Origin of the sequence: Amycolatopsis sp. NPDC051061 (assembly GCF_040682935.1) — a bacterium.
GTDB lineage: Bacteria > Actinomycetota > Actinomycetes > Mycobacteriales > Pseudonocardiaceae > Amycolatopsis.
Window position 1 is genome coordinate 135259 of sequence record NZ_JBFBBZ010000011.1, and the last position, 20920, is coordinate 156178.

General features: G+C 69.5%; 21 protein-coding genes. 7 read left to right on the plus strand and 14 right to left on the minus strand.

Annotated features, from left to right (window positions below):
- Nucleotides 1–88: 88 nt before the first annotated feature.
- From AB0N03_RS17270 to AB0N03_RS17280, 3 genes are read right to left on the minus strand one after another with little or no spacing between them, the layout of a single operon-like run.
- Nucleotides 89–910, minus strand: coding sequence for a YceI family protein (locus tag AB0N03_RS17270; RefSeq protein ID WP_364372010.1), 822 nt, complete (start codon nucleotides 908–910; stop codon nucleotides 89–91).
- Complete coding sequence (locus tag AB0N03_RS17275) at nucleotides 907–3501, minus strand: MFS transporter (protein WP_364372013.1); 2595 nt, start codon at nucleotides 3499–3501, stop codon at nucleotides 907–909. Before AB0N03_RS17275 ends, AB0N03_RS17270 begins: the two co-directional genes overlap by 4 nt.
- On the minus strand, nucleotides 3498–4028 hold the full coding sequence (locus AB0N03_RS17280) for a MarR family transcriptional regulator (RefSeq protein ID WP_364372016.1): 531 nt from the start codon (nucleotides 4026–4028) through the stop codon (nucleotides 3498–3500). The genes AB0N03_RS17275 and AB0N03_RS17280 overlap by 4 nt, the downstream gene beginning before the upstream one ends.
- Nucleotides 4029–4213: 185 nt before the next feature.
- Between AB0N03_RS17280 and AB0N03_RS17285 the strand changes: the two genes are divergently transcribed.
- Entirely contained in the window at nucleotides 4214–4639 is a 426-nt protein-coding gene (locus AB0N03_RS17285) for a PPOX class F420-dependent oxidoreductase (protein WP_364372018.1), read from the plus strand.
- 82 nt (nucleotides 4640–4721) lie between these two features.
- Nucleotides 4722–6113: an FAD-linked oxidase C-terminal domain-containing protein gene (locus tag AB0N03_RS17290; RefSeq protein ID WP_364372021.1), complete on the plus strand. Its 1392-nt coding sequence runs from the start codon at nucleotides 4722–4724 to the stop codon at nucleotides 6111–6113.
- A 78-nt stretch (nucleotides 6114–6191) separates the two neighbouring features.
- Here AB0N03_RS17290 and AB0N03_RS17295 read toward each other — a convergent pair whose 3' ends face one another.
- The 4 genes from AB0N03_RS17295 to AB0N03_RS17310 all read right to left on the minus strand — a co-directional run bounded on the left by AB0N03_RS17295 (nucleotide 6192) and on the right by AB0N03_RS17310 (nucleotide 9146).
- The gene (locus tag AB0N03_RS17295) at nucleotides 6192–6893 is read right to left on the minus strand and encodes a VTT domain-containing protein (protein ID WP_364372024.1); all 702 of its coding nucleotides are present in this window, start codon (nucleotides 6891–6893) and stop codon (nucleotides 6192–6194) included.
- A gap of 45 nt (nucleotides 6894–6938) precedes the next feature.
- The gene (locus AB0N03_RS17300; RefSeq protein ID WP_364372027.1) at nucleotides 6939–7304 is read right to left on the minus strand and encodes a hypothetical protein; all 366 of its coding nucleotides are present in this window, start codon (nucleotides 7302–7304) and stop codon (nucleotides 6939–6941) included.
- Between the two features lie 26 nt (nucleotides 7305–7330).
- Nucleotides 7331–8482, minus strand: coding sequence for an N-acetylglucosamine-6-phosphate deacetylase (nagA, locus tag AB0N03_RS17305; RefSeq protein ID WP_364372304.1), 1152 nt, complete (start codon nucleotides 8480–8482; stop codon nucleotides 7331–7333).
- A 91-nt stretch (nucleotides 8483–8573) separates the two neighbouring features.
- Nucleotides 8574–9146 (minus strand): SigE family RNA polymerase sigma factor, encoded by a 573-nt coding sequence (locus AB0N03_RS17310; protein WP_199191266.1) that lies wholly within the window; start codon nucleotides 9144–9146, stop codon nucleotides 8574–8576.
- Between the two features lie 201 nt (nucleotides 9147–9347).
- Between AB0N03_RS17310 and AB0N03_RS17315 the strand changes: the two genes are divergently transcribed.
- Complete coding sequence (locus tag AB0N03_RS17315) at nucleotides 9348–9632, plus strand: YciI family protein (RefSeq protein ID WP_364372030.1); 285 nt, start codon at nucleotides 9348–9350, stop codon at nucleotides 9630–9632.
- 22 nt (nucleotides 9633–9654) lie between these two features.
- Here the strand turns inward: AB0N03_RS17315 and AB0N03_RS17320 are convergent, their stop codons facing one another.
- The 4 genes from AB0N03_RS17320 to AB0N03_RS17335 form a co-directional block, all read right to left on the minus strand.
- A complete protein-coding gene (locus AB0N03_RS17320) occupies nucleotides 9655–11127 on the minus strand; it encodes an NAD(P)/FAD-dependent oxidoreductase (protein ID WP_364372033.1) in 1473 nt (490 codons plus the stop codon).
- An 81-nt stretch (nucleotides 11128–11208) separates the two neighbouring features.
- Nucleotides 11209–11682: a pyridoxamine 5'-phosphate oxidase family protein gene (locus tag AB0N03_RS17325; protein ID WP_364372036.1), complete on the minus strand. Its 474-nt coding sequence runs from the start codon at nucleotides 11680–11682 to the stop codon at nucleotides 11209–11211.
- A 2-nt stretch (nucleotides 11683–11684) separates the two neighbouring features.
- Entirely contained in the window at nucleotides 11685–12596 is a 912-nt protein-coding gene (locus AB0N03_RS17330) for an SDR family oxidoreductase (RefSeq protein WP_364372038.1), read from the minus strand.
- An 83-nt stretch (nucleotides 12597–12679) separates the two neighbouring features.
- A complete protein-coding gene (locus AB0N03_RS17335; RefSeq protein WP_364372041.1) occupies nucleotides 12680–13588 on the minus strand; it encodes an aldo/keto reductase in 909 nt (302 codons plus the stop codon).
- 63 nt (nucleotides 13589–13651) lie between these two features.
- On the opposite strand from AB0N03_RS17335, the gene AB0N03_RS17340 reads away from it, so the two are divergent.
- Nucleotides 13652–14476, plus strand: a complete 825-nt coding sequence (locus AB0N03_RS17340) for an LLM class F420-dependent oxidoreductase (RefSeq protein WP_364372044.1) — start codon at nucleotides 13652–13654, stop codon at nucleotides 14474–14476.
- A 153-nt stretch (nucleotides 14477–14629) separates the two neighbouring features.
- Entirely contained in the window at nucleotides 14630–15661 is a 1032-nt protein-coding gene (gene fbaA, locus AB0N03_RS17345) for a class II fructose-bisphosphate aldolase (RefSeq protein ID WP_364372047.1), read from the plus strand.
- A gap of 71 nt (nucleotides 15662–15732) precedes the next feature.
- Here the strand turns inward: fbaA and AB0N03_RS17350 are convergent, their stop codons facing one another.
- Complete coding sequence (locus AB0N03_RS17350) at nucleotides 15733–16908, minus strand: hypothetical protein (protein ID WP_364372050.1); 1176 nt, start codon at nucleotides 16906–16908, stop codon at nucleotides 15733–15735.
- A 285-nt stretch (nucleotides 16909–17193) separates the two neighbouring features.
- Here AB0N03_RS17350 and AB0N03_RS17355 point away from each other — a divergent pair, with 285 nt between their 5' ends.
- A complete protein-coding gene (locus tag AB0N03_RS17355; protein ID WP_364372053.1) occupies nucleotides 17194–17604 on the plus strand; it encodes a DUF3151 domain-containing protein in 411 nt (136 codons plus the stop codon).
- A 70-nt stretch (nucleotides 17605–17674) separates the two neighbouring features.
- On the opposite strand, the gene AB0N03_RS17360 is transcribed toward AB0N03_RS17355, so the two are convergent.
- Nucleotides 17675–18898, minus strand: coding sequence for a lipase family protein (locus AB0N03_RS17360; protein WP_364372056.1), 1224 nt, complete (start codon nucleotides 18896–18898; stop codon nucleotides 17675–17677).
- An 89-nt stretch (nucleotides 18899–18987) separates the two neighbouring features.
- Between AB0N03_RS17360 and AB0N03_RS17365 the strand changes: the two genes are divergently transcribed.
- Complete coding sequence (locus tag AB0N03_RS17365; protein ID WP_364372059.1) at nucleotides 18988–19632, plus strand: TetR/AcrR family transcriptional regulator; 645 nt, start codon at nucleotides 18988–18990, stop codon at nucleotides 19630–19632.
- A gap of 4 nt (nucleotides 19633–19636) precedes the next feature.
- On the opposite strand, the gene AB0N03_RS17370 is transcribed toward AB0N03_RS17365, so the two are convergent.
- Complete coding sequence (locus AB0N03_RS17370) at nucleotides 19637–20812, minus strand: GGDEF domain-containing protein (protein ID WP_364372062.1); 1176 nt, start codon at nucleotides 20810–20812, stop codon at nucleotides 19637–19639.
- Between the last annotated feature and the right edge of the window lie 108 nt (nucleotides 20813–20920).

Genomic DNA, 20920 nt, shown 5'->3' on the forward strand with positions numbered 1-20920 from the left:
GTCGAATCGAACTGTCCGGGATATTCAGGATCTACGAACGGTGAAGGCCCCCTCACCAGCGGTGAGAGGGCCTTCAAAAACCGATCGCTCAGAACTGCGGCAGCGACTCGCCCTGGACCGCCTCGACGTCCAGCTCGATCTTCACGACTGTCCCGACCGCCGCGACACCCGCCCGCACCATCGCGCTGTAGTTGATCGCGAAGTCGTTCCGGTGCAGCGTCGTCTCGGCGTGGAACGCCACGCGCACGCCGCCCCACGGGTCCGGGCCCCAGCCGCCGTAGGTCAGCTCGAGCTCGAGCTCGCGGCGCTCGCCGTGCAGCGTCAGGTCGCCGATCAGCGTCCACGAGTCCACGCCGCGCTGGCGCAGCCCGGTGCTCGCGAACGTGATGACCGGGTGGACGTCGACGTCGAGGAAGTCCGGCGAACGCAGGTGGTCGTCGCGCATCCGGATGTTCGTGTCGATGCTCGCCGCCTTGATCTCGGCGTGCACCGACGACCGCTCGGCCGGGCGGCCGATCTCGATCCGGCCGGACACGTCCGGGAACCGCGCCTTGATGCTCGCGATGCCCAGGTGCCGGGCGGTCGCGACCACCGACGAGTGCATCGGGTCGATCACCCACGGCCCGGCGGGCGGCAGGTCGATCGCCTCGGCGACCGGGGCCAGCACGACGTCGCCGAGCGAGCCGGAGCCGTCCGAGGCGACCTGCGTCATCCGGGCGATCGGGGTGTACCCGGCCGCCGTGACGACGGCGGTGTAGGTGCCCGCCGGGAGGGCGTCGGTGACGACCTCCCCGCGGACGTCCGCCGCCTGCCGGGCGACCTGCCGCCCGGCCGGGTCGGTCACGGTCAGCACCGCGTGCTCCACCGCCCAGCCCTCGGCCGTGCGGAAGGTCGCGCGCAAGCCGCTCATGACCGGTCGACCAGCTCGTCGAGGGCCTGGTCGTAGCTCAGCCGGACGTCGTGACCGGCTTCGCCGCCGGTCAGCTCCACCTGGCTGGTCGCCGGCGGGTAGCCGCTCGCGACCACGGTGTACGCGCCCGCGGGCAGGTCGCTCACCAGGTACCGGCCTTCGCCGTCGGTCCGGGCCACGGCCGCGACGTTGCCTTCGGCGTCGAGGACGGTGATCCGCGCGTCCGGGACGATCCGGTCGCCCTCGGTCCGCGCGACGCCGGTGAGCTGCACCGAGCTGGACAGCTCGACGTCGTGGCGCAGCACGCCGCTGTCCGGCACGGTCAGCGTCACCGCGACGGGCCGGTAGCCCGGGCCGCTGGCGACCAGGGTGTAGGCCCCGGCGCCGACCCCGACGAAGGCGTAGGTGCCGTCCGTGGTCGTGATGAACGCGCCGTTCACCTCGCCGCGGCCGTCGGTCAGCGTCACCGTGACGTTCGCCAGCGGGGAGCCGGTGGCGGCCGCCCGCACGGTGCCGGTCAGCTCGCCGGACCCGGTGAGCGTGACATCGACCGTCGCCGGCCCGTTGCTGATCACGACGCTGGAGGCCTGCGGCTGGTGGCCGTGGGCCGACACGATGAGGACGTACGCGCCCGGGCCCTGGCTGGGGACCGAGTAGCTGCCGTCCGCCGCACCGGTGGCCCGCGCGACCTGGCGGCCGCGCTGGTCGATCAGGGTCAGCGCCGCGCCGGAGACGTGGCTGCCGTCCTGACGGCGGACGTGCCCGACGACCGGCACGCCACCCGCGCCGACGGGGACGTCGATCCCGGAGCCGGCGACGGAGTTCGTGATCGGCATCGGCAGCGCGCCCGACACGGCCTGGTAGTCGCCGTGCCCGTTGGTGCTCAAGGAGTGCTTCCCGCCGCCGACGAGGGCCGGCTCGCGGTCGACCGGCCGGACCGGCTCGACGATCTCGGTGGGCTCGTCGGCGAAGTCGTGCTCGTCCGCGTCGAGCAGCGCCTCGCCGCCCTCCATGGCCGCCGCGGCCGGGGCCCCGCTGGTGAGCGGGATCTCCTTCATGAACAGCAGCACCACGGTGGCCAGCAGCGCCACCGCGCCCGCGATGTAGAACACCGTGGTGATCGAGTCGGTGAAGCCGATCAGGACCGGGGTCTTGATCGCCTCCGGCAGGTTCTGGATGCCGCTGGTGTCCCCGGACAGGCTGCTGATGCCCGCACCGGCGCCGGCCGGTAGCTTGCCGCCGAACGCCTTCGTGATGTTGGGCAGCAGGGTGTTGAACAGGACCGTCAGGAAGATCGCGACACCCGCGGTACCGCCGATCTGGCGGAAGAACGTCGCCGACGCGGTCGAGACGCCCATGTCGCTGCGCGGGCCCGCGTTCTGCACCGCGATGATCAGCGTCTGCATGCACTGGCCGAGGCCGAGGCCGATGATGGCGGCCGCGACGAGCGGGTGCCACAGCGGCGAGTCGTACTTGACCTGCGCGAAGAAGAACGCGCCGCCGGCGATCAGGATGGTGCCGACGATCGGGAAGATCTTGTAGCGCCCGGTCTTCCCGGTGAGCCGGCCGGAGACGATCGAGCTGGTCATGATGCCCGCCATCAGCGGCAGCATCAGCAGCCCGGACTCGGTCGGCGTGTAGCCCTGCACGACCTGCATGTACTGCGGGATCATGATGATCGCGCCGAACATCGCCACACCGACGATGACACCACCGATGATCGCGATGGTGAACGTCGAGTTCTTGAACAGCCGCAGCGGGATCAGCGCGGCGTCCTTCATCAGCTTCTCGACCAGGATGAACGAGATCACGCCGACGCCGCCCACGACGTAGCAGAGGATCGCCTTGCCGTCGCCCCAGCCCCACTTCTGGCCCTGTTCGGCGACCACCAGGAACGGCACGACCGCGACGATCAGCGTGAGCGCGCCCCACCAGTCGATCTTGTGCTTGTGCGGGGTGTGCGGCACGTTCAGCACCTTCGCGACGACGAACAGCGCGAGGATGCCGATCGGGACGTTGATCAGGAAGACCCAGCGCCAGCCGTGCAGGCCGGCCAGACTGTCGATGCCGGCGAAGAAGCCGCCGAGCACCGGGCCGAGCACGGTCGACAGACCGAACACGGCCAGGATGTAGCCCTGGTACTTCGCCCGTTCACGCGGCGGCACGATGTCGCCGAGGATGGTCATGGCCAGCGACATCAGACCGCCGGCACCTAGACCCTGCACCGCGCGGAAGGCGGCCAGCTCGTACATCGATGTCGAGAACGACGACGCCGCGGAGCCGATCACGAAGATCGTGATCGCGGCCAGGTAGAACGGCTTGCGGCCGTAGATGTCGGAGAGCTTGCCGTAGATCGGCGTGACGATCGTCGAGGTGATCAGGTACGCCGTGGTCGCCCACGCCTGCAGGTCGAAGCCGTGCAGGTCGTTGGCGATCTTGACGATCGACGTGCCGACGATCGTCTGGTCGAGCGCGGCGAGGAACATGCCGCACATCAGGCCGCTCAGGATCGTGACGATCTGGCGGTGGCTCAGCCGGGGTGGCTCCTTCGCCACGGGCGGTTGAGTGGGTTTGTCGACGGTGGTGCTCATGCGGTGGCCCCCTTGGCCGGTGCAGCGGGTGACGCCTGCGCGTCGGCCAGCTGTGGAGAGTGGTTCTCGATACCTGTGTTGAGTCGGCCGAACAGCTTGTTCAAGGTCTGGATCTCCCCTTCGGTCCAGTCCCCGAGCACTTCGGCCAGCCATTTGTTGCGCTGCTTGCGGTTCTCTTCGAACACCCGCATGCCCTCGGAGGTCGGCGCGAGCAGGCACGCCCGGCCGTCCTCGGGGTCGGCCTGCCGCTCGACCAGGCCGTGCTGGACGAGCGAGCTCGACTGCCTGCTGATCGTGGAGATCTCGGAGTGGAGCGACTCGGCGAGCCGGCTGGTGCGCTGCGGGCCCTCGTGGATGAGGGTGAAGAGGATCGCGTAGGCCGCCCGCTCGATCCCGTCCGGACCCTGCTTGGTCACCTGGGACTTCGCCTTGTTGATCAGCCGGACCAAGCGCACGAGCTCGTGCCCGAGCTGGTCGGCGAGGTCCAGTTCGGCTTTGGGCCGGGTGGCGGAGCTGTTCGGTGCCATGAGGGATCCTTCAACGGCGTTGGTTGGCGGCTGCAACTAGTTGCCTCAGGCAAGGATGTGCCTTCACTAGCGGTTATGCAAGCGGAGGCGCGGTCGATGTGTCGGAACACACTTTAGTTGTCGTATGCAAGCAGATTTCCGGCGGCTCCCCGGAACAAGGGCGGCGGACACGGGTTGGTAGGGGTATGACCGACGACACAGCGTTGAAGGACTTCCTCGGCACGCACCGCCACGGCGTCCTGGCCACGATCCGCCGCGACGGGCGGCCCCAGCTGTCCACGATCACGCACCTGTACGACGCGGAGACGAACACGATCATCGCGTCGATCACCGAGACGCGGGCGAAGACGAAGAACATGCGCCGCGACCCCCGGGTGACCTACCACGTGGGCAGCGAGGACGGCTGGAGCTACGTCGTCGCCGAGGGGCGGGCCTCGCTCACGGCGCCGGCGGCTTCGCGGGACGACGAGACGGTCGAAGCGCTCGTCGACTACTACCGCCGGGCGGCGGGCGAGCACCCCGACTGGGACGAGTACCGCGACGCGATGGTCGGCGACCAGCGCGTGCTGCTGCGGGTGCACGTGGAGAAGCTGCTGGGCCTGGTTCGCTGAGATGGGAGCCCGCACTGCGCTGAACCGGCGGTTTTGAAATAGAACTTCCGCAGTGCGGACTAGGCGGGCTTACCATGAGGCCATGAGCGACGAAGCTTTGGTCACCCGGCTCCGCGACCTGCTCGGCAAGAGCGCCGTGCTCACCGACTCCGACGTCACCGCCTCCTACGCGCGCGACATGATGCCGCTGGCGCCCTCCGGCCGCCCGCTCGCCGTCGTGCTGCCGGCGAACGTCGAGGAGGTGCAGGCCGTCGTCAAGGCGTGTGCCGAAGCCGGGGTGCCGATCGTGCCGCGCGGGGCGGGCAGCGGCCTGTCCGGCGCCGCGAACGCCATCGACGGCTGCGTCACGCTGTCGATGACCAAGCTGAACGAGATCGTCGAGATCGACCCGGGCAACCGGCTCGCCGTCGTGCAGCCGGGCGTCGTCAACCTCGACTTCCGCAACGCCGTCGAGAAGCACGGCCTGTTCTATCCGCCGGACCCGTCGAGCTACGACTGGTGCACGATCGGCGGCAACCTCTCGACCAACGCCGGCGGCCTCTGCTGCGTGAAGTACGGCGTCACGACGGACTCGGTGCTGGGCCTGGAGGTCGTCCTGGCCGACGGGTCCCTGCTCAAGACCGGGCGGCGGACGGTCAAGGGGGTCGCGGGGTACGACCTCGCCCGGCTGTTCGTCGGCAGCGAGGGCACGCTGGGCGTCATCACGCAGGCGACGGTCCAGCTCAAGCCCCTGCCCCAGGCCCCGGCGACGCTCGTCGCGGGCTTCACGACGACCGAAGCCGCCGGGGCGGCCGTGGCCCGGATCGTCCGCGAGGGGCTCGTGCCGTCGCTGCTGGAGATCATGGACGCGTCGTCGATCAAGGCGTCCGAGACGTACTTGAAGACCGATTTGGGGGCGGGCTCGGACTGCCAGGCGCTGCTGCTGGGCCAATCCGACGCGGGCGGCGAGGTCGCGCGCCGCGAGCTGGCGGCGATCGAGCAGATCTGCACCGACTGCGGCGCGGACCTGGCGTACACGACCGAGGACGTCGAGGAGGGCCGGATGCTGCTGCAGGCCCGCCGGGTGGTGCTGACGGCCCTGGAGACGTACGGCCAGTGGCTGACCGACGACGTCTGCGTCCCGCGCACGCGCATCGCGGAGCTGATCCGCGGCTGCGAGAAGATCAGTTCCGAGGTGGGGTTGCGGATCGCGGTGGTGGGTCACGCGGGCGACGGCAACATGCACCCGACGATCGTCTACCAGCCGGATGACGAGGACGAGTTCGCGCGGGCTCAGCGTGCGTTCGACGCGATCCTCGAGGTGGGGTTGTCCCTTGGTGGGACGGTGACGGGCGAGCACGGGGTCGGGAAGATCAAGCGGGAGTGGCTGGAACGGGAGATCGGGCCGGTGGGGATGCGGGTGCACCGGCAGATCAAGGCGGCTCTGGACCCGGAGAACGTGTTCAACCCGGGCTCGATGTTCTCGATGACCTGAGCCGCGCGACAGCCTCGCCCGAGCCGAACGAAAAGGGCCCCACCGCCGACCGGTGGGGCCCTCTCCGTCGAGCGGACCTCAGTCCCGCACCCGCGGGATCCGCTGCGTGACTTCGGGGTCGGTCTCGGCCGCGGCCTTCTTCGCGCGCCGCGACTTGAGGTACTCGAGCACGATCGGGACCACCGAGATCAGGACGATCAGGACGAAGATCGCGTCGACGTTGTTCGCGATGAACGACACCCCACCCAGCAGCGAACCCAGCACCGTGATGCCCGCGGCCCACAGGATGCCGCCGATCACCGTGTACGTGAAGTAACGCTTCGGGTCCATCCGGCCGATGCCCGCGATCCACGTGATGAACGTCCGGACGAACGGCACGAACCGGGCCAGCACGACCGCCTTGGGGCCGTGCTTCTCCAGGAACTCGTGCGTCTTGTGGACGTACTCCTGCTTGAAGATCTTCGAGTCCGGCCGGTTGAACAGCTTGGGTCCGACGAAGTAGCCGAGGTAGTAGCCGACCACGTTGCCGAGCAGCGCCGCGGCCGTCACCAGCACGCAGACCAGCCACAACGGCGCGTCGAGGGTGCCGTTCGCGATGAACAGACCCGCCGTGAACAGCAGGGAGTCACCGGGCAGCACCGGGAAAACGCTGCTCTCGATGAAGATGATCAGGCAGAGCACCGCGATGACCGGCGTGGTCAGGCCGCTCAGCAGGTGCTGCGGGTCGAGCCATGACGGCAGCAGGGACATCGTGTTGACCGTGCTCTGGGCGAGAATCACCCCAAAAACGGTACAGGGTCACCCTGAGTCGTTACTGAGACCCGGTCAGACGAGTGTGAGCAGGCCCACCACGGACCCCGCGGCGAGGCCGAGCAGCACCGCGAGCAACAGGATCCAGTACGCGGGCAGCTGCGCCCCTTGCCGAGGCGGTTCCGGGGGACGCGGGACGTACGCCGTGGGCGCTTCGGGTGCCGGGTCCAGGGCCGCGCGCTCGCGCTCCAGTGAGTCCGCGCTCGCGCCCGAGAGCAGACCGTACGCCGACGGCAGCTCGTTGATCGCGCTGGTCGGAACCGCTTCCGTGCCCGGCTCGGGTTCACGAGCCGGGGCCGGGGGTGACGCCGAAGGGGCGAAGACCGCTTGCGCGCGAAGGGCGTCCGCCAGCAACTGCTCGGGGTCCTTCGGCTCGCTCATCTCCGCCCGTCTCCTCGTCCCGAAACTCAGGTACTCAAGGTAGCCGTACCCACCTCGGCGACCCATTCACCCCGACGCAGCACCTTCGCGGGCCGCAGGTCCTGGTCGAGGACGACGATGTCGGCCACGTAACCCGGGCACAGCATCCCGGTGCGGTCGGCGATGCCGAGCAGCTCGGCGGGCCGTTGCGACGTCGCGTGCACCGCGTCGAGGATGCCGAGTTTCGCACCCCGGACCAGATTGCGGAAGGCGGTGTCCATCGTCAGGGTGCTGCCGGCCAGCGAGCCGTTGTCGGCCAGCGTCGCGACGCCGTCGTGGACGTCGACCTCGAGGCGGCCCAGCGTGTAGCGGCCGTCGGCGGCGTCGGTGGCCGACATCGCGTCCGTGATGAGCACCGTCCGGTTGCGGCCCGCGTGCTTCGCGGCCAGCCGCACCACGGTCGGGTGCAGGTGCACCAGGTCGCAGATGAGCTCGATCGTGATGCGCTCGTCATCGAGCAGTGCCCCGACCGGCCCCGGCTCGCGGTGGTGCAGCGGCCGCATCCCGTTGAACAGGTGCGTTGCCACCGAAGCGCCCGCGTCGATGGCCGGCAGCAGCTGCTCCTCGACGCCGTCGGTGTGCCCGATGGCGGCGATGACGCCCGATTCGGCCAGCTGCCGGACGGCCTTGATCCCGCCGTACAGCTCCGGCGCGATGGTGACCATCCGGATCGCGCCCTGGCCGGCGCGCAGGAGCTTGTCGACCGTGCCGGTGTCCGGCTCGAGCAGCGTCTCCGGGTCGTGCGCCCCGCAGCGGGCCTTCGAGATGAACGGCCCCTCCAGGTGGATGCCCGCGACCTCGCCGTCCTGGACGAGCTCACGCAGCGCCGCGACCTGCTCACGCAGGATGTCCACCGGGTCGGACACCAGGCTGGCGAGCATGGTCGTGGTGCCGTGACGGCGGTGCGCTCGCACCGCCGTCTGCAGTTCCTCGGGATCGAGGGAGGTGAACGAAGCACCTCCCCCGCCGTGGCAGTGGGTGTCGATGAACCCGGGCACGACCAGTGCCCCGCCGACGTCGACGTATTCGCCGGACGGCGGGGTCCCCGAACCCACGCCGGCGATCCGCCCGTCGGAGACGGCCACCCAGCCGTCGTCGAGTACACGGTCCGGGGCAGCGACCCGGCCGCCCATGATCACGAAATCTCCGGCGCCTCTCACGCACCCCAGCATATATTGGTCTGGACCAAGCATGGTGATACGACTCAGTGATCGGTTTGGTCCACCCGGGTCACTGTGGGGCCTGCATGGCCTTTTGGAGTGCCTCGAGCGCCCGGCTGGCGGTCGACTTAACGGTACCCTTGGAAATGCCTGCGGCCTCAGAGATTTCGGCTTCGCTCAACCCACCGTAGTAACGCAGCACCAGCACTTCGCGCTGGCGGGGCGGCAGCTTGGACAGCGCGCTGACCACGGCTTGGTGCTCGCTGGAGAGCATCGCGAGGCTCTCCGCGGACCGCGCGTTCACCGCGTGCGGCGGCACGTACTCGCGGGCCGTCTTGCGCCGGCGCAGCACGCTGCGAGACCCGTTGACCACGGCGGTGCGCAGGTAGCCGACAGCGGCCGCGGCGTCCCGGAGGCGGCCCCAGTTGCGATGCAGGCCGGTGAAGGCCTCCTGGACGACGTCTTCCGCTGTCGCGGGCTCGTCCACCAGCAGAATCGCCAGCCGGACCAGCCGCATGCGGTGCTGGCGGTAGAGGTCTTCGAGGGTCAGCGGTGTCGGCGCCTGCGCCGGGGCCGGACCGTCCATGACCCGCAGGTGGCCGAGGGTTGCCTCGACACTGCGTTCCGCATTGCCCTCGAGCATGAACCCCTGCCTGTCCTCGACCCCGGTTTGCACGGTGTGTCGCGTCAGCAGGTTCACGGTATTCACAGCGCTCACACAGGTACTGACGCACACCCAGCCTATCGGGTTGGCTTCCCGTCGCCACAGATCGGATGCTGGGACACGGCGACGACCCGGGTAGCGTCGGTCCTGTCCCGCCCCTGCCCCACCCCGGAGATCCACATGGCCTGGTACCTCGTCGAAATCACCTACGTCCAGGAGAAGATGCCGGAGGTCCGGCCCCGGCACCGCGAATTCCTGCGGAACCTGGCCGCGGACGGGCGTGTCGCGGTCGCCGGGCCGCTCGGCGACGGTTCCGGCGGTCTCACGCTGTACCAGGCCGATGACGAAGCGCACCTGAAGGCGACGATCGACCAGGACCCGTACCTCCTGGAGGGCGTCATCGCGGAGCGGACCATCCGCGAGTTCAAGCCGGTCATCGGCGCCTGGGTCCCCCAGGAGTCATAGGTCGAGCGCTCGTCCTGCGAAGTCACGACGCCCGGCCGGACAGCTCGAAGTCGGCCGGGTCCACCTTCCGCGTCTGGAGCCAGTAGCGCCAGGTGAAGCCGGGCCAGATCGTCCGGTTCACGCCCTTGGCGTCGAGGTACCAGCTCTTGCAGCCGCCCTGCGTCCAGACGCCCTTGACCAGCTTGTCCTGGATGTCGCGCTGGAACTCGTCCTGCACGCCCGGCCGGACGTCGAGCGCGGCGGCGTCGCGGGAGCCGGCTAGCTTGATGGCGTCGACGACGTACCGGGACTGCGACTCGATCATGAACACCACGGAGTTGTGGCCCAGCGCGGTGTTCGGGCCGAGCAGGAAGAAGAGGTTCGGGAAGCCGGAGACCGCGATGCCCTTGTGGGTCTGCATCCCCTCGGCGGCCCACTCCTTGGCGAGGTCCCGGCCGTCGACACCGGTGATGTCCAGGTACTCCAGCGCGTCGGTCACCTTGAACCCGGTGCCGTAGATGATCGCGTCGACCTCGTGCTCGACGCCGGCGGAGTCGACGATCGAGTGCGCCTTGACCTCCTTGATCCCGGAGGTGGTCACGTCGACGTTCGGCCGGCTCAGCGCCGGGTAGTAGTCGTTGGAGATCAGGACGCGCTTGCAGCCCATCGTGTAGTCCGGCGTGACCTTCTTGCGCAGCGCGGAGTCTTTGATGCCCTTCGCGATGTTGCGCTTGGCGATCAGCTCGCCGGCCTTCATGATCGCCGGGTGGCCGTTGAAGCCGATGGCCCGCGCTTCGAGGAACCAGTACAGCGCGTTGCGGTAGAGGCGCTGGGTACCGGGCACGCGCTTGAACAGCGTCTGCGCCCAGCGCGGCATCGCGTGGTCGGGCTTCGGCATGATCCACGGCGGCGTCCGCTGGAACAGCGTCAGCTCGGCGACGTCGGGAGCGATCTTCGGGACGAACTGGACGGCGCTGGCACCGGTGCCGACCACGGCGACCTTCTTGCCGCGAAGGTCGTACTCGTGGTTCCACTGCGCCGAGTGCCACGTCTGGCCCTGGAACTTCCCGATCCCGGGCAGCTCGGGGACCTGCGGGATGTGCAGGCCGCCGACGCCGGAGACGAGGAACTGCGCGACGAACTCGCGGCCGTCCTTCGTCGTCGCCGTCCAGCGGCGCTCGCGCTCGTCCCAGTGGGCGCCGGTGAGCTCGACGCCGAACCGGATCTTCTCGCGCAGCCGGTACTTGTCGGCGACGCCCTTGAGGTACTCGAAGATCTCCGGCTGCGGCGAGAACGACCGCGACCAGTCCGGGTTCTGCTCGTACGAGAACGAGTACATGTGCGACTGCACGTCGCACGCGCACCCGGGGTAGGAGTTGTCGCGCCAGGTGCCACCCACCTCGATGGCCTTCTCCAGGATCACGTAGTCCCGGATGCCGGCCTTTTCGAGCTGGATCGCCTGGCCGAGCCCGGAAAATCCGGTGCCCACGATCACGACCTTGAACCGCTCGGTCATCTGTCGGCCTCCGCTGCTTCGAGAATGCTGCCCAGATGACGTTACCTCAAGTAACAGTTACTTGAAAGTACTCCCTACTGGTTAGTATTTCCCACCGAGCTTCGTGTGGTCCCAGCTGGCGATCTTCGTCGGGCGGAAGACCAGCCCGATCCGTTTCGGCGCCTGACCTGCGATGAAGCTGCTCAGCTCGTCGGGCACGGGGTCGCCCGGCTTCGCGCCCGCGTACCGCTGCATGAGCGTGATCCCCATCCGGGTGACTTCCACGGTGCTTTCGACGATCTCGACGTCGGCCTCGAGCGAGACGCCGCGCAGCTTCTCGTAGCTGTCGCCGTCCTCGATGAGGACCGTCGCCTCCGGCAGCCGCCGGAGGTTCTTGGCCTTCTGTGACGTGCCGTACGTCCAGGTCGCGACGCCGTCCTCGTGCGGGAAGTACCAGAGCGGCGCGAGGTGCGGGCGGCCGTTCAGGCCGACGCTGGCGACGTTGATGACCTTCTGCTCGGCGAAGAACGCGCGCACTTCGTCCTCGGTCATCCGGATCTGGTCACGACCGGACATCTTCACCCCTTGGTGGCGGCCCGGCCGCCGTGGCCGGTGACCGCCGACTCGAACGCGCCGCGCGCCTCGATGTCGGCCAGCGCGGCCTTGTCCGCCGAAGGTACCCGGCTGCGGGACCCGATTTCGATGATCGGCGGGAGGAAGGCGCGGAGCAGCTTGAGGCCGCCGACCCAGCGCGGCACGTGGATGGTTCGGGCGCGCTTGAGGATGCCCGCTTCGAGGTCGTCCAGCGCGGTGTCGAGCGGGTAGGTCTTGCCGATCAGGCCGGGCATCGACGCGCGGAGCTTGCCGAACACCGGGTGCGCGTCGGCGCTCTCGACGAGGTCGGTGCGGATCCACGTCGGGTGCGCGACGCCGACCTTGACGCCCAGGTGCGCGACCTCGGCGCGGAGGCTGTTGGAGAACGCCTCGACGCCGGCCTTCGCGGCGGAGTAGTTCGCCATGCCCGGCGCGTGCGTGATCGCGGCGAGGCTCGAGATGGCCAGCAGGTAGCCCTTGCGCTCGATGACGTGCGGGAGCGTGACGCGGAACGTGCGCCAGACGCCGAGCAGGTCGACCTCGATGACCTTCTCGAACGCGGCCCGGTCGACCGAGCGGACGAAGCCCGCGGTCGCGATGCCGGCGTTGGCGATGACGATGTCGATGCCGCCGAAGTGCTCGACGACGCCCGCTGTGGCTTTTTCGAGGGCGTCCCAGCTGGTGACGTCGGCTTCCCAGGCGTGCGCGTTCGGCCCGATCCGGTCGGCGACCTTCTGCTGCTCCTCGGCTTCGAGGCCGACGAGGGCGACCTTCGCGCCGCGGGCGGCGAGCCGTTCGGCCAGCCCGGCGCCGATGCCGCGGGCCGCCCCGGTGATGAGGACGACCTTGCCGTCGACCTTCTTGGTGCCGCTCAGCAGCGAAAACGGGTTGGCCACGGTGCCCTCCTGGACGTCGCACGTCGCTATCTGGAGGGCACCGTACCTCAACTTACTACGAGTAAGCTACCCGGAAGTAGGTCTCACGCTTCGCTCAATGCGGTGACCTCGGCGTCGGTCAGTTCGAGGCTCACCGACGCGATCAGGTCGGTGAGCTGCTCGGGCGTCCGGGCGCTGGCGATCGGCGCGGCGACCGTCGGCTGCTGCCGCAGCCAGGCGAGCGAGACCGTGGCGACGGAGACGCCGTGCGCTTGGGCGACCTCGTCGAGCTTGGCCAGCACGCGCTCGCCGTTTCCGTCCAAATAGGACGACGCGCGGGCCGCTCGCGGGCTGTCGACCGTGTCGTCCTTCGTGCGGTACTTGCCGGTCAGGAAGCCCTTCGCGAGGGCGAAGTACGGCAGCGTGGCGAGCCCTTCGCGCTCGACGAGCGGGGCGAGGTCGCGCTCGTAGTCCCGTTCGACGAGGTTGTAGTGCGGCTGCAGCACGGCGTAGCGGGCGAGGTCACCTGAGTCCGAAATGGACAGTGCTTCGGCGAGCCGCTCGGCGCTGTAGTTGGACGCGCCGAGGTGCCGCACCTTGCCCGCGCGGACGAGCGCGTCGAACGCCGTGAGGGTTTCCTCCAGCGGGGTGTCCGGGTCGTCCCGGTGCGCGTAGTAGAGGTCGATGTGGTCGGTTTTGAGGCGGCGCAGCGAGTCTTCGGCCGCGGCCTGGATGTTCTGCGCGGACAGGCCCGGCCGGCCGTCCCACATGCCGACCTTGGTCGCGATGACGACGTCGTCGCGGTTGCCACGCGCGGCGAGCCAGTTGCCGAGGATCTCCTCGGAGCCGCCGCCCCCGCCGTAGAGGTCGGCGGAGTCCACGAAGTTGCCGCCGGCCGCGGTGTAGGCGTCGAGCACGGCGAAGGACTGCGGCTCGTCCGCCGTCCAGCCGAAGACGTTGCCGCCGAGGTTGAGTCCGTACACGTCGAGGTCGGTGTTGCCCAGCTTGGTCATGCCTTCGACGTTAGTTCGCCGATCCCGGGAGGAAAATCGCCGTCCCACGCGTTGGAGTGTTCCATGGCTATCGAACTGGGCAAGCTCGGAATCTGGCGGTACCACGCCAACGTGGACGCGAAGTTCGCGGCGGAGGCGGAGAAGCTCGGCTACGGGGCGATCTGGCTGGGCGGCTCGCCCGGCGCGGGCGACCTCGCGTCCGTGGACGACCTCCTCGCGGCGACGGACTCGCTGGTCATCGCGACCGGCATCGTGAACATCTGGCAGGACGAGCCCGCGGACATCGCGAAGGTGTACGAGCGCATCGCGGGCAAGTACCCGGACCGCTTCCTGCTGGGCGTCGGCGCGGGCCACCGCGAAGCGACGAAGGAGTACAAGAAGCCGTACGCGGCGCTGGTCGACTACCTCGACGGCTTGGACGCGGCGGGAGTCCCGGTTTCCGGGCGTGCCCTGGCGGCGTTGGGGCCGAAGGTGGTGGCGTTGTCGGGCGAGCGCACGGCGGGCGCGCACCCGTACCTGACGACGCCGGAGCACACCCGCGGCACCCGCGAGATCCTCGGTGCGGGCAAGCTGCTGGCCCCGGAGCACAAGGTCGTCCTGTCGACCGACGTCGCCGAGGCTCGCGCGATCGGCCGCAACACCGTCAAGTACTACCTCGGGCTGTCGAACTACGTCGCCAACCTGCGCAAACTCGGCTTCACGGACGCCGATCTGGAAGGTGAGGGCAGCGACCGGTTGATCGACGCGCTGGCGTTGCACGGCGACGCGTCGACGATCGCGCGGGGGCTTTCGGCCCACCTGGAGGCGGGGGCGGACCAGGTGGTCGTCCAGGTGCTGAACGAAGACCCGTGGCCGGGCTACCGGGCGCTGGCTTCCGAGCTGCGGTGATCCTGGTCCGGCCGCCGGTCACCCGGCGGCCGGACACACCCCCTTCTGAACCGATTCCACGTGCGGAAAAGTTTCTGTGCGGGGACCGGTGTGCGGCGGCGGTACACCTCGTACGATGCGGTCGGGACCCATCCCTGCCAAGGAGGAACACCGATGCCCATCGCGACCCCCGAGGTCTACGCGGAGATGCTCGACCGGGCCAAGGCGAACGAGTTCGCCTACCCGGCCATCAACGTGACCTCGTCCGAGACCGTGAACGCCGCCATCCGCGGGTTCGCCGAGGCGGAGAGCGACGGGATCATCCAGTTCTCCACCGGCGGCGCGGAGTTCGCGTCGGGCCAGAAGGTCAAGGACATGGTGACCGGCGCGGCCGCGCTCGCGGAGTTCGCGCAGGTCGTGGCGGCGAAGTACGACGTCAACGTCGCGCTGCACACCGACCACTGCCCGAAGGACAAGCTGGACGGCTTCGTCCGCCCGCTGATCGAGATCTCGGCCGAGCGCGTCAAGAACGGCCAGAACCCGCTGTTCCAGTCCCACATGTGGGACGGCTCGGCGATCGACCTCGACGAGAACCTCGAGATCGCCGCGGAGCTGCTCGCCAAGACGGCGGCCGCGAAGATCATCCTCGAGGTCGAGATCGGCGTCGTCGGCGGCGAAGAGGACGGCGTCGAGGCGGAGATCAACGAGAAGCTCTACACCGCCGAGGGCGACTTCCTGAAGACGATCGACGCGCTGGGCTCCGGCGATCGCGGTCGTTACCTGCTGGCGGCGACGTTCGGCAACGTCCACGGCGTGTACAAGCCGGGCAACGTGAAGCTGCGCCCGGACGTGCTGAAGGGCGGCCAGGAGGCGGCGGCGAAGAAGCTCGGCCTGGACGCCGGCTCGAAGCCGTTCGAGCTGGTCTTCCACGGCGGCTCGGGCTCGCTCCCGGAGGAGATCCGCGAGGCGGTGTCGTACGGCGTGGTGAAGATGAACGTCGACACGGACACGCAGTACGCGTTCACCCGCCCGATCGTGGACCACTTCTTCAAGAACTACGACGGCGTCCTGAAGATCGACGGCGAGGTCGGCAACAAGAAGGTCTACGACCCGCGGTCGTACCTGAAGGCCGCGGAGACCGGCATGGCCCAGCGCGTCGTCGAGGCCTGCCAGGCCCTCGGCTCTGCGGGCACGAAGGTCAAGTAAGCACCGCAAAGCCTCTGAAGGCCACCATCGGGGCATCCAGTGCCCTGAGGTGGCCTTCAGCGCATTCGAGGTCAGGTTGCCGGTGTCCTGCTCCGGCGGCGTGCAACAGGCCCCGCAGCCGCCCAGAGGGCGAACACCCCGGCCAGCACCACCAGCGCCGTCCAGTACGCCACCGGCGGGGCCGACTCCGTGTGCGCGTCACCGAGCACCCACGGCCGGAACTGTGACTGCACCCACAGCGCGCCGTACCCGAACGCCGTTACGAGCAGCGCTCCCACGCCCGCCGTCAGCAGGCCGCGCGCGCGGCCGATCATGAACGCCAGGTCCACGGCGAGCCCCACGAAAAGCAGGTAGAACGGCACCGTCGACACCGGGAAGCCCATGCCCAGCAGCAGCGGCCACATCACACCGCGGTACGCGATGTAAGCCACCGCCACCAGGGAAGCCGCCCAGCGGAAACCCAGCGTGCGCCGGGCCAAAACCAGGATCAGCGCCATCACGCCGATGCCCCACAGCGGGTACACCCACTCCGGGATCGGCATCGTGAAGTGCATGACCGCGGTCCGGTCGACCGGGTGCCCGATCTGGTTGGCCGCGAAGTCCAGCAGTGACGGCTCTGCCTCCGGCGTGCCGCGCTCCCACGCGCGCAGGCCGAGGATGCCGTACTCCTGCTGGCCGTTCGGGAAGAACGTGTTCTCCAGGAAGAACGCCCACAGCGCGAGCAGGACGCCCGTCCGGAACCGCCCGGGCGGTGAGAGCCGGAGCCAGCCCAGGAGCACGCCCGCCTGCATGATGCCCGTGCCCAGGTAGAGCATCAGGTGGGACGGGCTCCACGCGGTCAGGTCGAGACCGTTGACGCGGTGGTTGATGACGTCCAGCGGCGCCGCGACCAGGAACACCAGCAAGCCGATCTGCATCAGCCGCAGTGACGTCTTGTCGGCGCCGAGGCCCGTGTAGCTGTGGATCGCCACCAGCACGACGATGATCACCGTGCCGACGGTGTTGATCAGGTGCGGCGGCGCCAGGTCGTCGCGCAGCCACATGAAGTGCCACGACATGTCCCACGACGAGCCCACCAGCTTGAACGCGAACGCCGCGAGCCACATCCCGTAGCAGAACCGGAGCACCCAGTCCGGCGTCGGCTGCCCGGGGGCGCCGCGGTGCCAGTGCCGCGTGAAGAACAGCCGCGTCTTGCCGACGGGGCTGCGCGGGATCACGTCCACGGGGACGTCGACTGCCTTGGCCATGCCGGACATCATGACCGGTCATGGTCACGAGCGCGCAAAGACCTCGAAAAACCCGGGTTCCCCCCGACCTTCTTCCCCACCACCACCCTCAACGGAGGCGCTTCGCACCGCTGTCACCCCTACGGGTGGACGACTTGCTTTCGCCCGGCGCGGGTTGGCAGGGTGTGCCGCCATGATGCCGAAACGAGTTGTGGCCGCCGTCCTGATCGGCGCTCTGGTGCTGGCCGGCGGCGGGGTTCTCGCGGGCCTGTTCTTCTGATCCGCGGGCGCGGGCAGAATGGGGTCATGACGCACAACCTGCTCGGCCCCGAGCCGACGCTGCTGCCCGAGCACACCGCCGCCCAGGCCGCGCTCGACGCCGGGAACGACCCGGCCGCCGTCGCGGCCGAACACCCCGACTACAGCGAGGCGTGGGCTTCGCTGGCCGAGAAGGCCTTCGACGCGGGTGAGACGGTCGCCGCGTACGCCTACGCCCGCACCGGCTACCACCGGGGTCTCGACCAGTTGCGCCGCGCGGGCTGGAAGGGCTTCGGCCCGGTCCCGTGGACGCACCGCCCGAACCAGGGGTTCCTGCGGGCGCTGGCCGTGCTGGGCAAGTCCGCCGGGAAGATCGGCGAGACCGAGGAGTACGACCGCTGCCGGACGTTCCTCGCCGACTCCGACCCCGCCGCGTCCGAGGCCACCGGCCTGAAGTGACCCAAGTTCGTGAAGGCCACCTTGAGGAAGTTCAAGTTCCTCAAGGTGGCCTTCACGGCTTTCGGCAGGGTCAGAACAGGCCGCAGTTGCTCAACGCCGGGAGGCCGGCGAAGCGGGCCTCCAGCCAGGCGAACGCCTCCGGGTACGCGCGCACCGCGGCGAGCACGTGCGTGGGCACCAGCGTCGTGCTGAACCGCACCTGCACGCCCTTGCCGCACCACGTCCGGCCCAGGTCGCGGTCCTGCGCGTAGGGCACGATGTCGTCGAGTGCGCTGTGGACGATCAGCACCGGCGCCGTCGGCTTCAACGTCCCGATCTTCTGCTCCGCCACCCGTGAGGCGTACGGCTCTTCACCGAGGTACGCGGTGAGCGAGCGACCGTCGGTCGTCAGCGTCGACGACTGCGTGAACGCGTGCGCGGCGATCGCCTCCACCGTGCACTCGGTCCGGACCTGCTCGAACAGCTGCTTGCCGCGCGCGTTGAGCAGCGCCGGGATGTCCAGCTCCGGGTACGCGTAGTTCATGCTCACCAGCGCGAACCCGAGGAACCCGACCGCGTAGTGGCCGTCGAGGTTCATGGCCACCGAAGCCAGGTCCGCCGGCACGGCGCCCGCGTACGCGCCCTTCAGCTGCAGCTCCGGCGCGTAGCTCGGCTGCAGTTCCGCCGCCGCGGCCGACGCGCCGCCGCCCTGGGAGTAGCCCGCGATCGCGACCGGGCCGTCGTCCGGCAGGCCCGCCTCCGGCAGCCGCTGGGCCGCGCGGATCGCGTCGAGCACCGCGTGTCCCTCCGACGCGCGGTTGACGTAGGTGTGGTCGCCCGGCGTGCCGAGTCCCTCGTAGTCGGTCACGACCACGCCGTAGCCCCGCGCCAGCAGCCCGGCGATGAACGGCCCTTCGTACTCGAAGCCGGCGGCGAGTGCCTTCGACGGCGCGCAGTCGTCGCCCTCGCCTTGCGTGCCGACGGCGTAGGAGACGATCGGGCGCACCCCGGCGCCGTGCCAGGCGGACCGCGGCGTCAGCACCGTGCCGGTGACCGCGATCGGCGAACCGTGCGTGTCGCGGCTGAGGTACATGATCCGCTGCACGCCCGCGTCGGCCTTGATCAGCTTGACCGGGTCGATGTAGAACGTCGAAGCCTCGTGCCGGATGACGTCGCCGTCGCGGCCGGCCGGCAGGGGCGAAGGGGGGTCGTAGAACGACGCGGCGGAGGCCTGCGGCGGGCCGAGTGCCACCAGGGCCAGAACCGAAACCGTGGCGACCGCCGCGGAGAGGGCGCGGCGAGAGAAGATACGCATGCTTGCTCCTCGTTGAGCAGGACTGGTGCGCGGGGGAACACCTTTTTAGACAGAGGTGTCGGAAAAAGAATCACGTGAGGTGGACCACCATGTCAAGCCCGGCTCCGCGTGGGCGGCCGCGCAAGCTCCCGGTCGGGGAGCAGCGCGCGCGCGTGCTGAACGCGACGGCGCGGGTCGTCGCGCAGCACGGGATGCAGGGCGCGACGATCGAGCAGATCGCGCGCGAAGCCGGCGTCTCGCGCCAGGCCGTCTACGAGCAGTTCGGCGACCGCGCGACGCTGTTCGCCGAGGTCGTGGCGGAAACCGAGGAGCGCGCGTTCGCCGCGATCGCGGGCCCGTCGGTGACCGACCCGCAGCCCGGCCTGCGGGCCTGGGCGCGCGCCAACTACGCCAACATGGTCACCTTCGTCGCCGACAGCCCCGAGGCCTACGGCGTGCTCCGCGCGGCCGAGCGCGCGGGCGACCCCGCTCTCACCCGGTTGAGGGAGCGGCTGGCCGTCGTCTACGCCGGCGCGAGCCGCAAGCGGTGGGCCGCGCACGGCATCGACTCCGGCCGCGCCGACCGCGCGCTCGTCACCCTCTTCTTCGCGATGACGGAGTCATTGGTGCAGGCGACCTGGGACGGCGCGCCGCCGGACCAGGAAGCGTTGATCGACCTGCTCACCGAATTCACGGTCGGCGGAGTCGCTCGCCTCCAGACGAAGGCGAGCGACGTCATCGACCGGCTGCGGTGAGCAGCTAAGCCGCGGCCAGGGCCACTTCGACGGACCCCACCACCCGGTTGCGGCCGCCGTGTTTGGCCGCGTACACGGCCGCGTCGGCGGACGCCATCACTTCCTCGATCGACGACCCGTCGAGCGGGTAGGCGGCGACGCCGATGGACGCCGTCTGCCGTTCGATGGCGACGGCGGCGCCTTCGTTGGTCTTCGTGCTGATGACCAGCTCGCTGACCCGTTGCCGGATCCGTTCCGCCGTGACGATCGCGTCCTCTTTGGACGTCGAGGGCAACAGCGCGACGAACTCCTCGCCGCCGAACCGCCCGACCAGGTCGTGCGCCCGGGTCTCCTGCTTGACCGCGGCGGCCACCGCCTTGAGCACGTCGTCCCCCGCGAGGTGCCCGTAGGTGTCGTTGATCCGCTTGAAGTGGTCGAGGTCGATCATCAGGGCGCCGAAGCTGCCGCTGTCCCGCTGCGCGCGCGAAATCTCCCGCTGCGCGCCGTCCTGCCAGGTGGTGGCGTTGAGCAGCTGCGTCTTCTGGTCGGTGGTGGCCAGCTCCTCGAGCCGCTTGATCAGCACGGACCGCTGCAGCACGTACAGCGGCAGGATGACGAGGACGGACAGGTAGGGCTCGTCGGCCAGCATCATCGTCAGCAGCCCGCCGACCGACAGCAGCGCGAGCTCGAGCAGGTTGTCGTCCATTGTGCCCAAGCAGGACGCCACGGTGGCCTTGTCCGGCGCCGCGAAGTACAGGCCGAGGCCGGTCAGCGCGGTGTTGACCATGAAGAACACGAGTGCCGCCGCCGCGACCGTCGCGACCGTGTGCCCGCTCCCCAGCGGGCCCACGAGGTTCGCCGCCAGTCCGGAAAGGATCGCCGTCGTCATGTTCGCGGCGACGCGGTGCGGCTGCCCCGGCCGCGTGCCGGACCAGCTCCGGAACGCGAGGTAGATGTAGAGCACGACACCGGCGGCGGCGACCAGCTGCGGCGGGAGCAGCAGGCTCGCCGGCACCAGCCACACCGAAGTGGTGCTGATGTGCGGGCCCTGGCTCAGGCTGCGGCGCTGGCGCTCGATCCGCCTGCTGATTTCCGTCTGCGCCACGGCGAGCCCGGTGATGAGCGCGAACATCCCCAGCGCGCCGGTCGTCACCGGAACCACCACGACGGTCGCCAAGGTCCAGGCCACCAGCACGGCCATCGCCGTGAGGGTGACCGCGATCCACCTCCGTGGACGCGCCCACAGCGCCCAGTGGCGAATCATGGAGACCGAGACTTGTCCAGTCTGTTCCCCCGATGTAATCATTCT

What these genes read in the sequence shown, in the direction of transcription:
- AB0N03_RS17270 (WP_364372010.1), bottom strand. Translation starts at nt 910, where the DNA reads ATGAGCGGCTTGCGCGCGACCTTCCGCACGGCCGAGGGCTGGGCGGTG.
- AB0N03_RS17275 (WP_364372013.1), bottom strand. Translation starts at nt 3,501, where the DNA reads ATGAGCACCACCGTCGACAAACCCACTCAACCGCCCGTGGCGAAGGAG.
- AB0N03_RS17280 (WP_364372016.1), bottom strand. Translation starts at nt 4,028, where the DNA reads ATGGCACCGAACAGCTCCGCCACCCGGCCCAAAGCCGAACTGGACCTC.
- AB0N03_RS17285 (WP_364372018.1), top strand. Translation starts at nt 4,214, where the DNA reads ATGACCGACGACACAGCGTTGAAGGACTTCCTCGGCACGCACCGCCAC.
- AB0N03_RS17290 (WP_364372021.1), top strand. Translation starts at nt 4,722, where the DNA reads ATGAGCGACGAAGCTTTGGTCACCCGGCTCCGCGACCTGCTCGGCAAG.
- AB0N03_RS17300 (WP_364372027.1), bottom strand. Translation starts at nt 7,304, where the DNA reads ATGAGCGAGCCGAAGGACCCCGAGCAGTTGCTGGCGGACGCCCTTCGC.
- AB0N03_RS17310 (WP_199191266.1), bottom strand. Translation starts at nt 9,146, where the DNA reads ATGCTCGAGGGCAATGCGGAACGCAGTGTCGAGGCAACCCTCGGCCAC.
- AB0N03_RS17315 (WP_364372030.1), top strand. Translation starts at nt 9,348, where the DNA reads ATGGCCTGGTACCTCGTCGAAATCACCTACGTCCAGGAGAAGATGCCG.
- AB0N03_RS17320 (WP_364372033.1), bottom strand. Translation starts at nt 11,127, where the DNA reads ATGACCGAGCGGTTCAAGGTCGTGATCGTGGGCACCGGATTTTCCGGG.
- AB0N03_RS17325 (WP_364372036.1), bottom strand. Translation starts at nt 11,682, where the DNA reads ATGTCCGGTCGTGACCAGATCCGGATGACCGAGGACGAAGTGCGCGCG.
- AB0N03_RS17335 (WP_364372041.1), bottom strand. Translation starts at nt 13,588, where the DNA reads ATGACCAAGCTGGGCAACACCGACCTCGACGTGTACGGACTCAACCTC.
- AB0N03_RS17340 (WP_364372044.1), top strand. Translation starts at nt 13,652, where the DNA reads ATGGCTATCGAACTGGGCAAGCTCGGAATCTGGCGGTACCACGCCAAC.
- fbaA (WP_364372047.1), top strand. Translation starts at nt 14,630, where the DNA reads ATGCCCATCGCGACCCCCGAGGTCTACGCGGAGATGCTCGACCGGGCC.
- AB0N03_RS17350 (WP_364372050.1), bottom strand. Translation starts at nt 16,908, where the DNA reads ATGGCCAAGGCAGTCGACGTCCCCGTGGACGTGATCCCGCGCAGCCCC.
- AB0N03_RS17355 (WP_364372053.1), top strand. Translation starts at nt 17,194, where the DNA reads ATGACGCACAACCTGCTCGGCCCCGAGCCGACGCTGCTGCCCGAGCAC.
- AB0N03_RS17360 (WP_364372056.1), bottom strand. Translation starts at nt 18,898, where the DNA reads ATGCGTATCTTCTCTCGCCGCGCCCTCTCCGCGGCGGTCGCCACGGTT.
- AB0N03_RS17365 (WP_364372059.1), top strand. Translation starts at nt 18,988, where the DNA reads ATGTCAAGCCCGGCTCCGCGTGGGCGGCCGCGCAAGCTCCCGGTCGGG.
- AB0N03_RS17370 (WP_364372062.1), bottom strand. Translation starts at nt 20,812, where the DNA reads ATGGCCGTGCTGGTGGCCTGGACCTTGGCGACCGTCGTGGTGGTTCCG.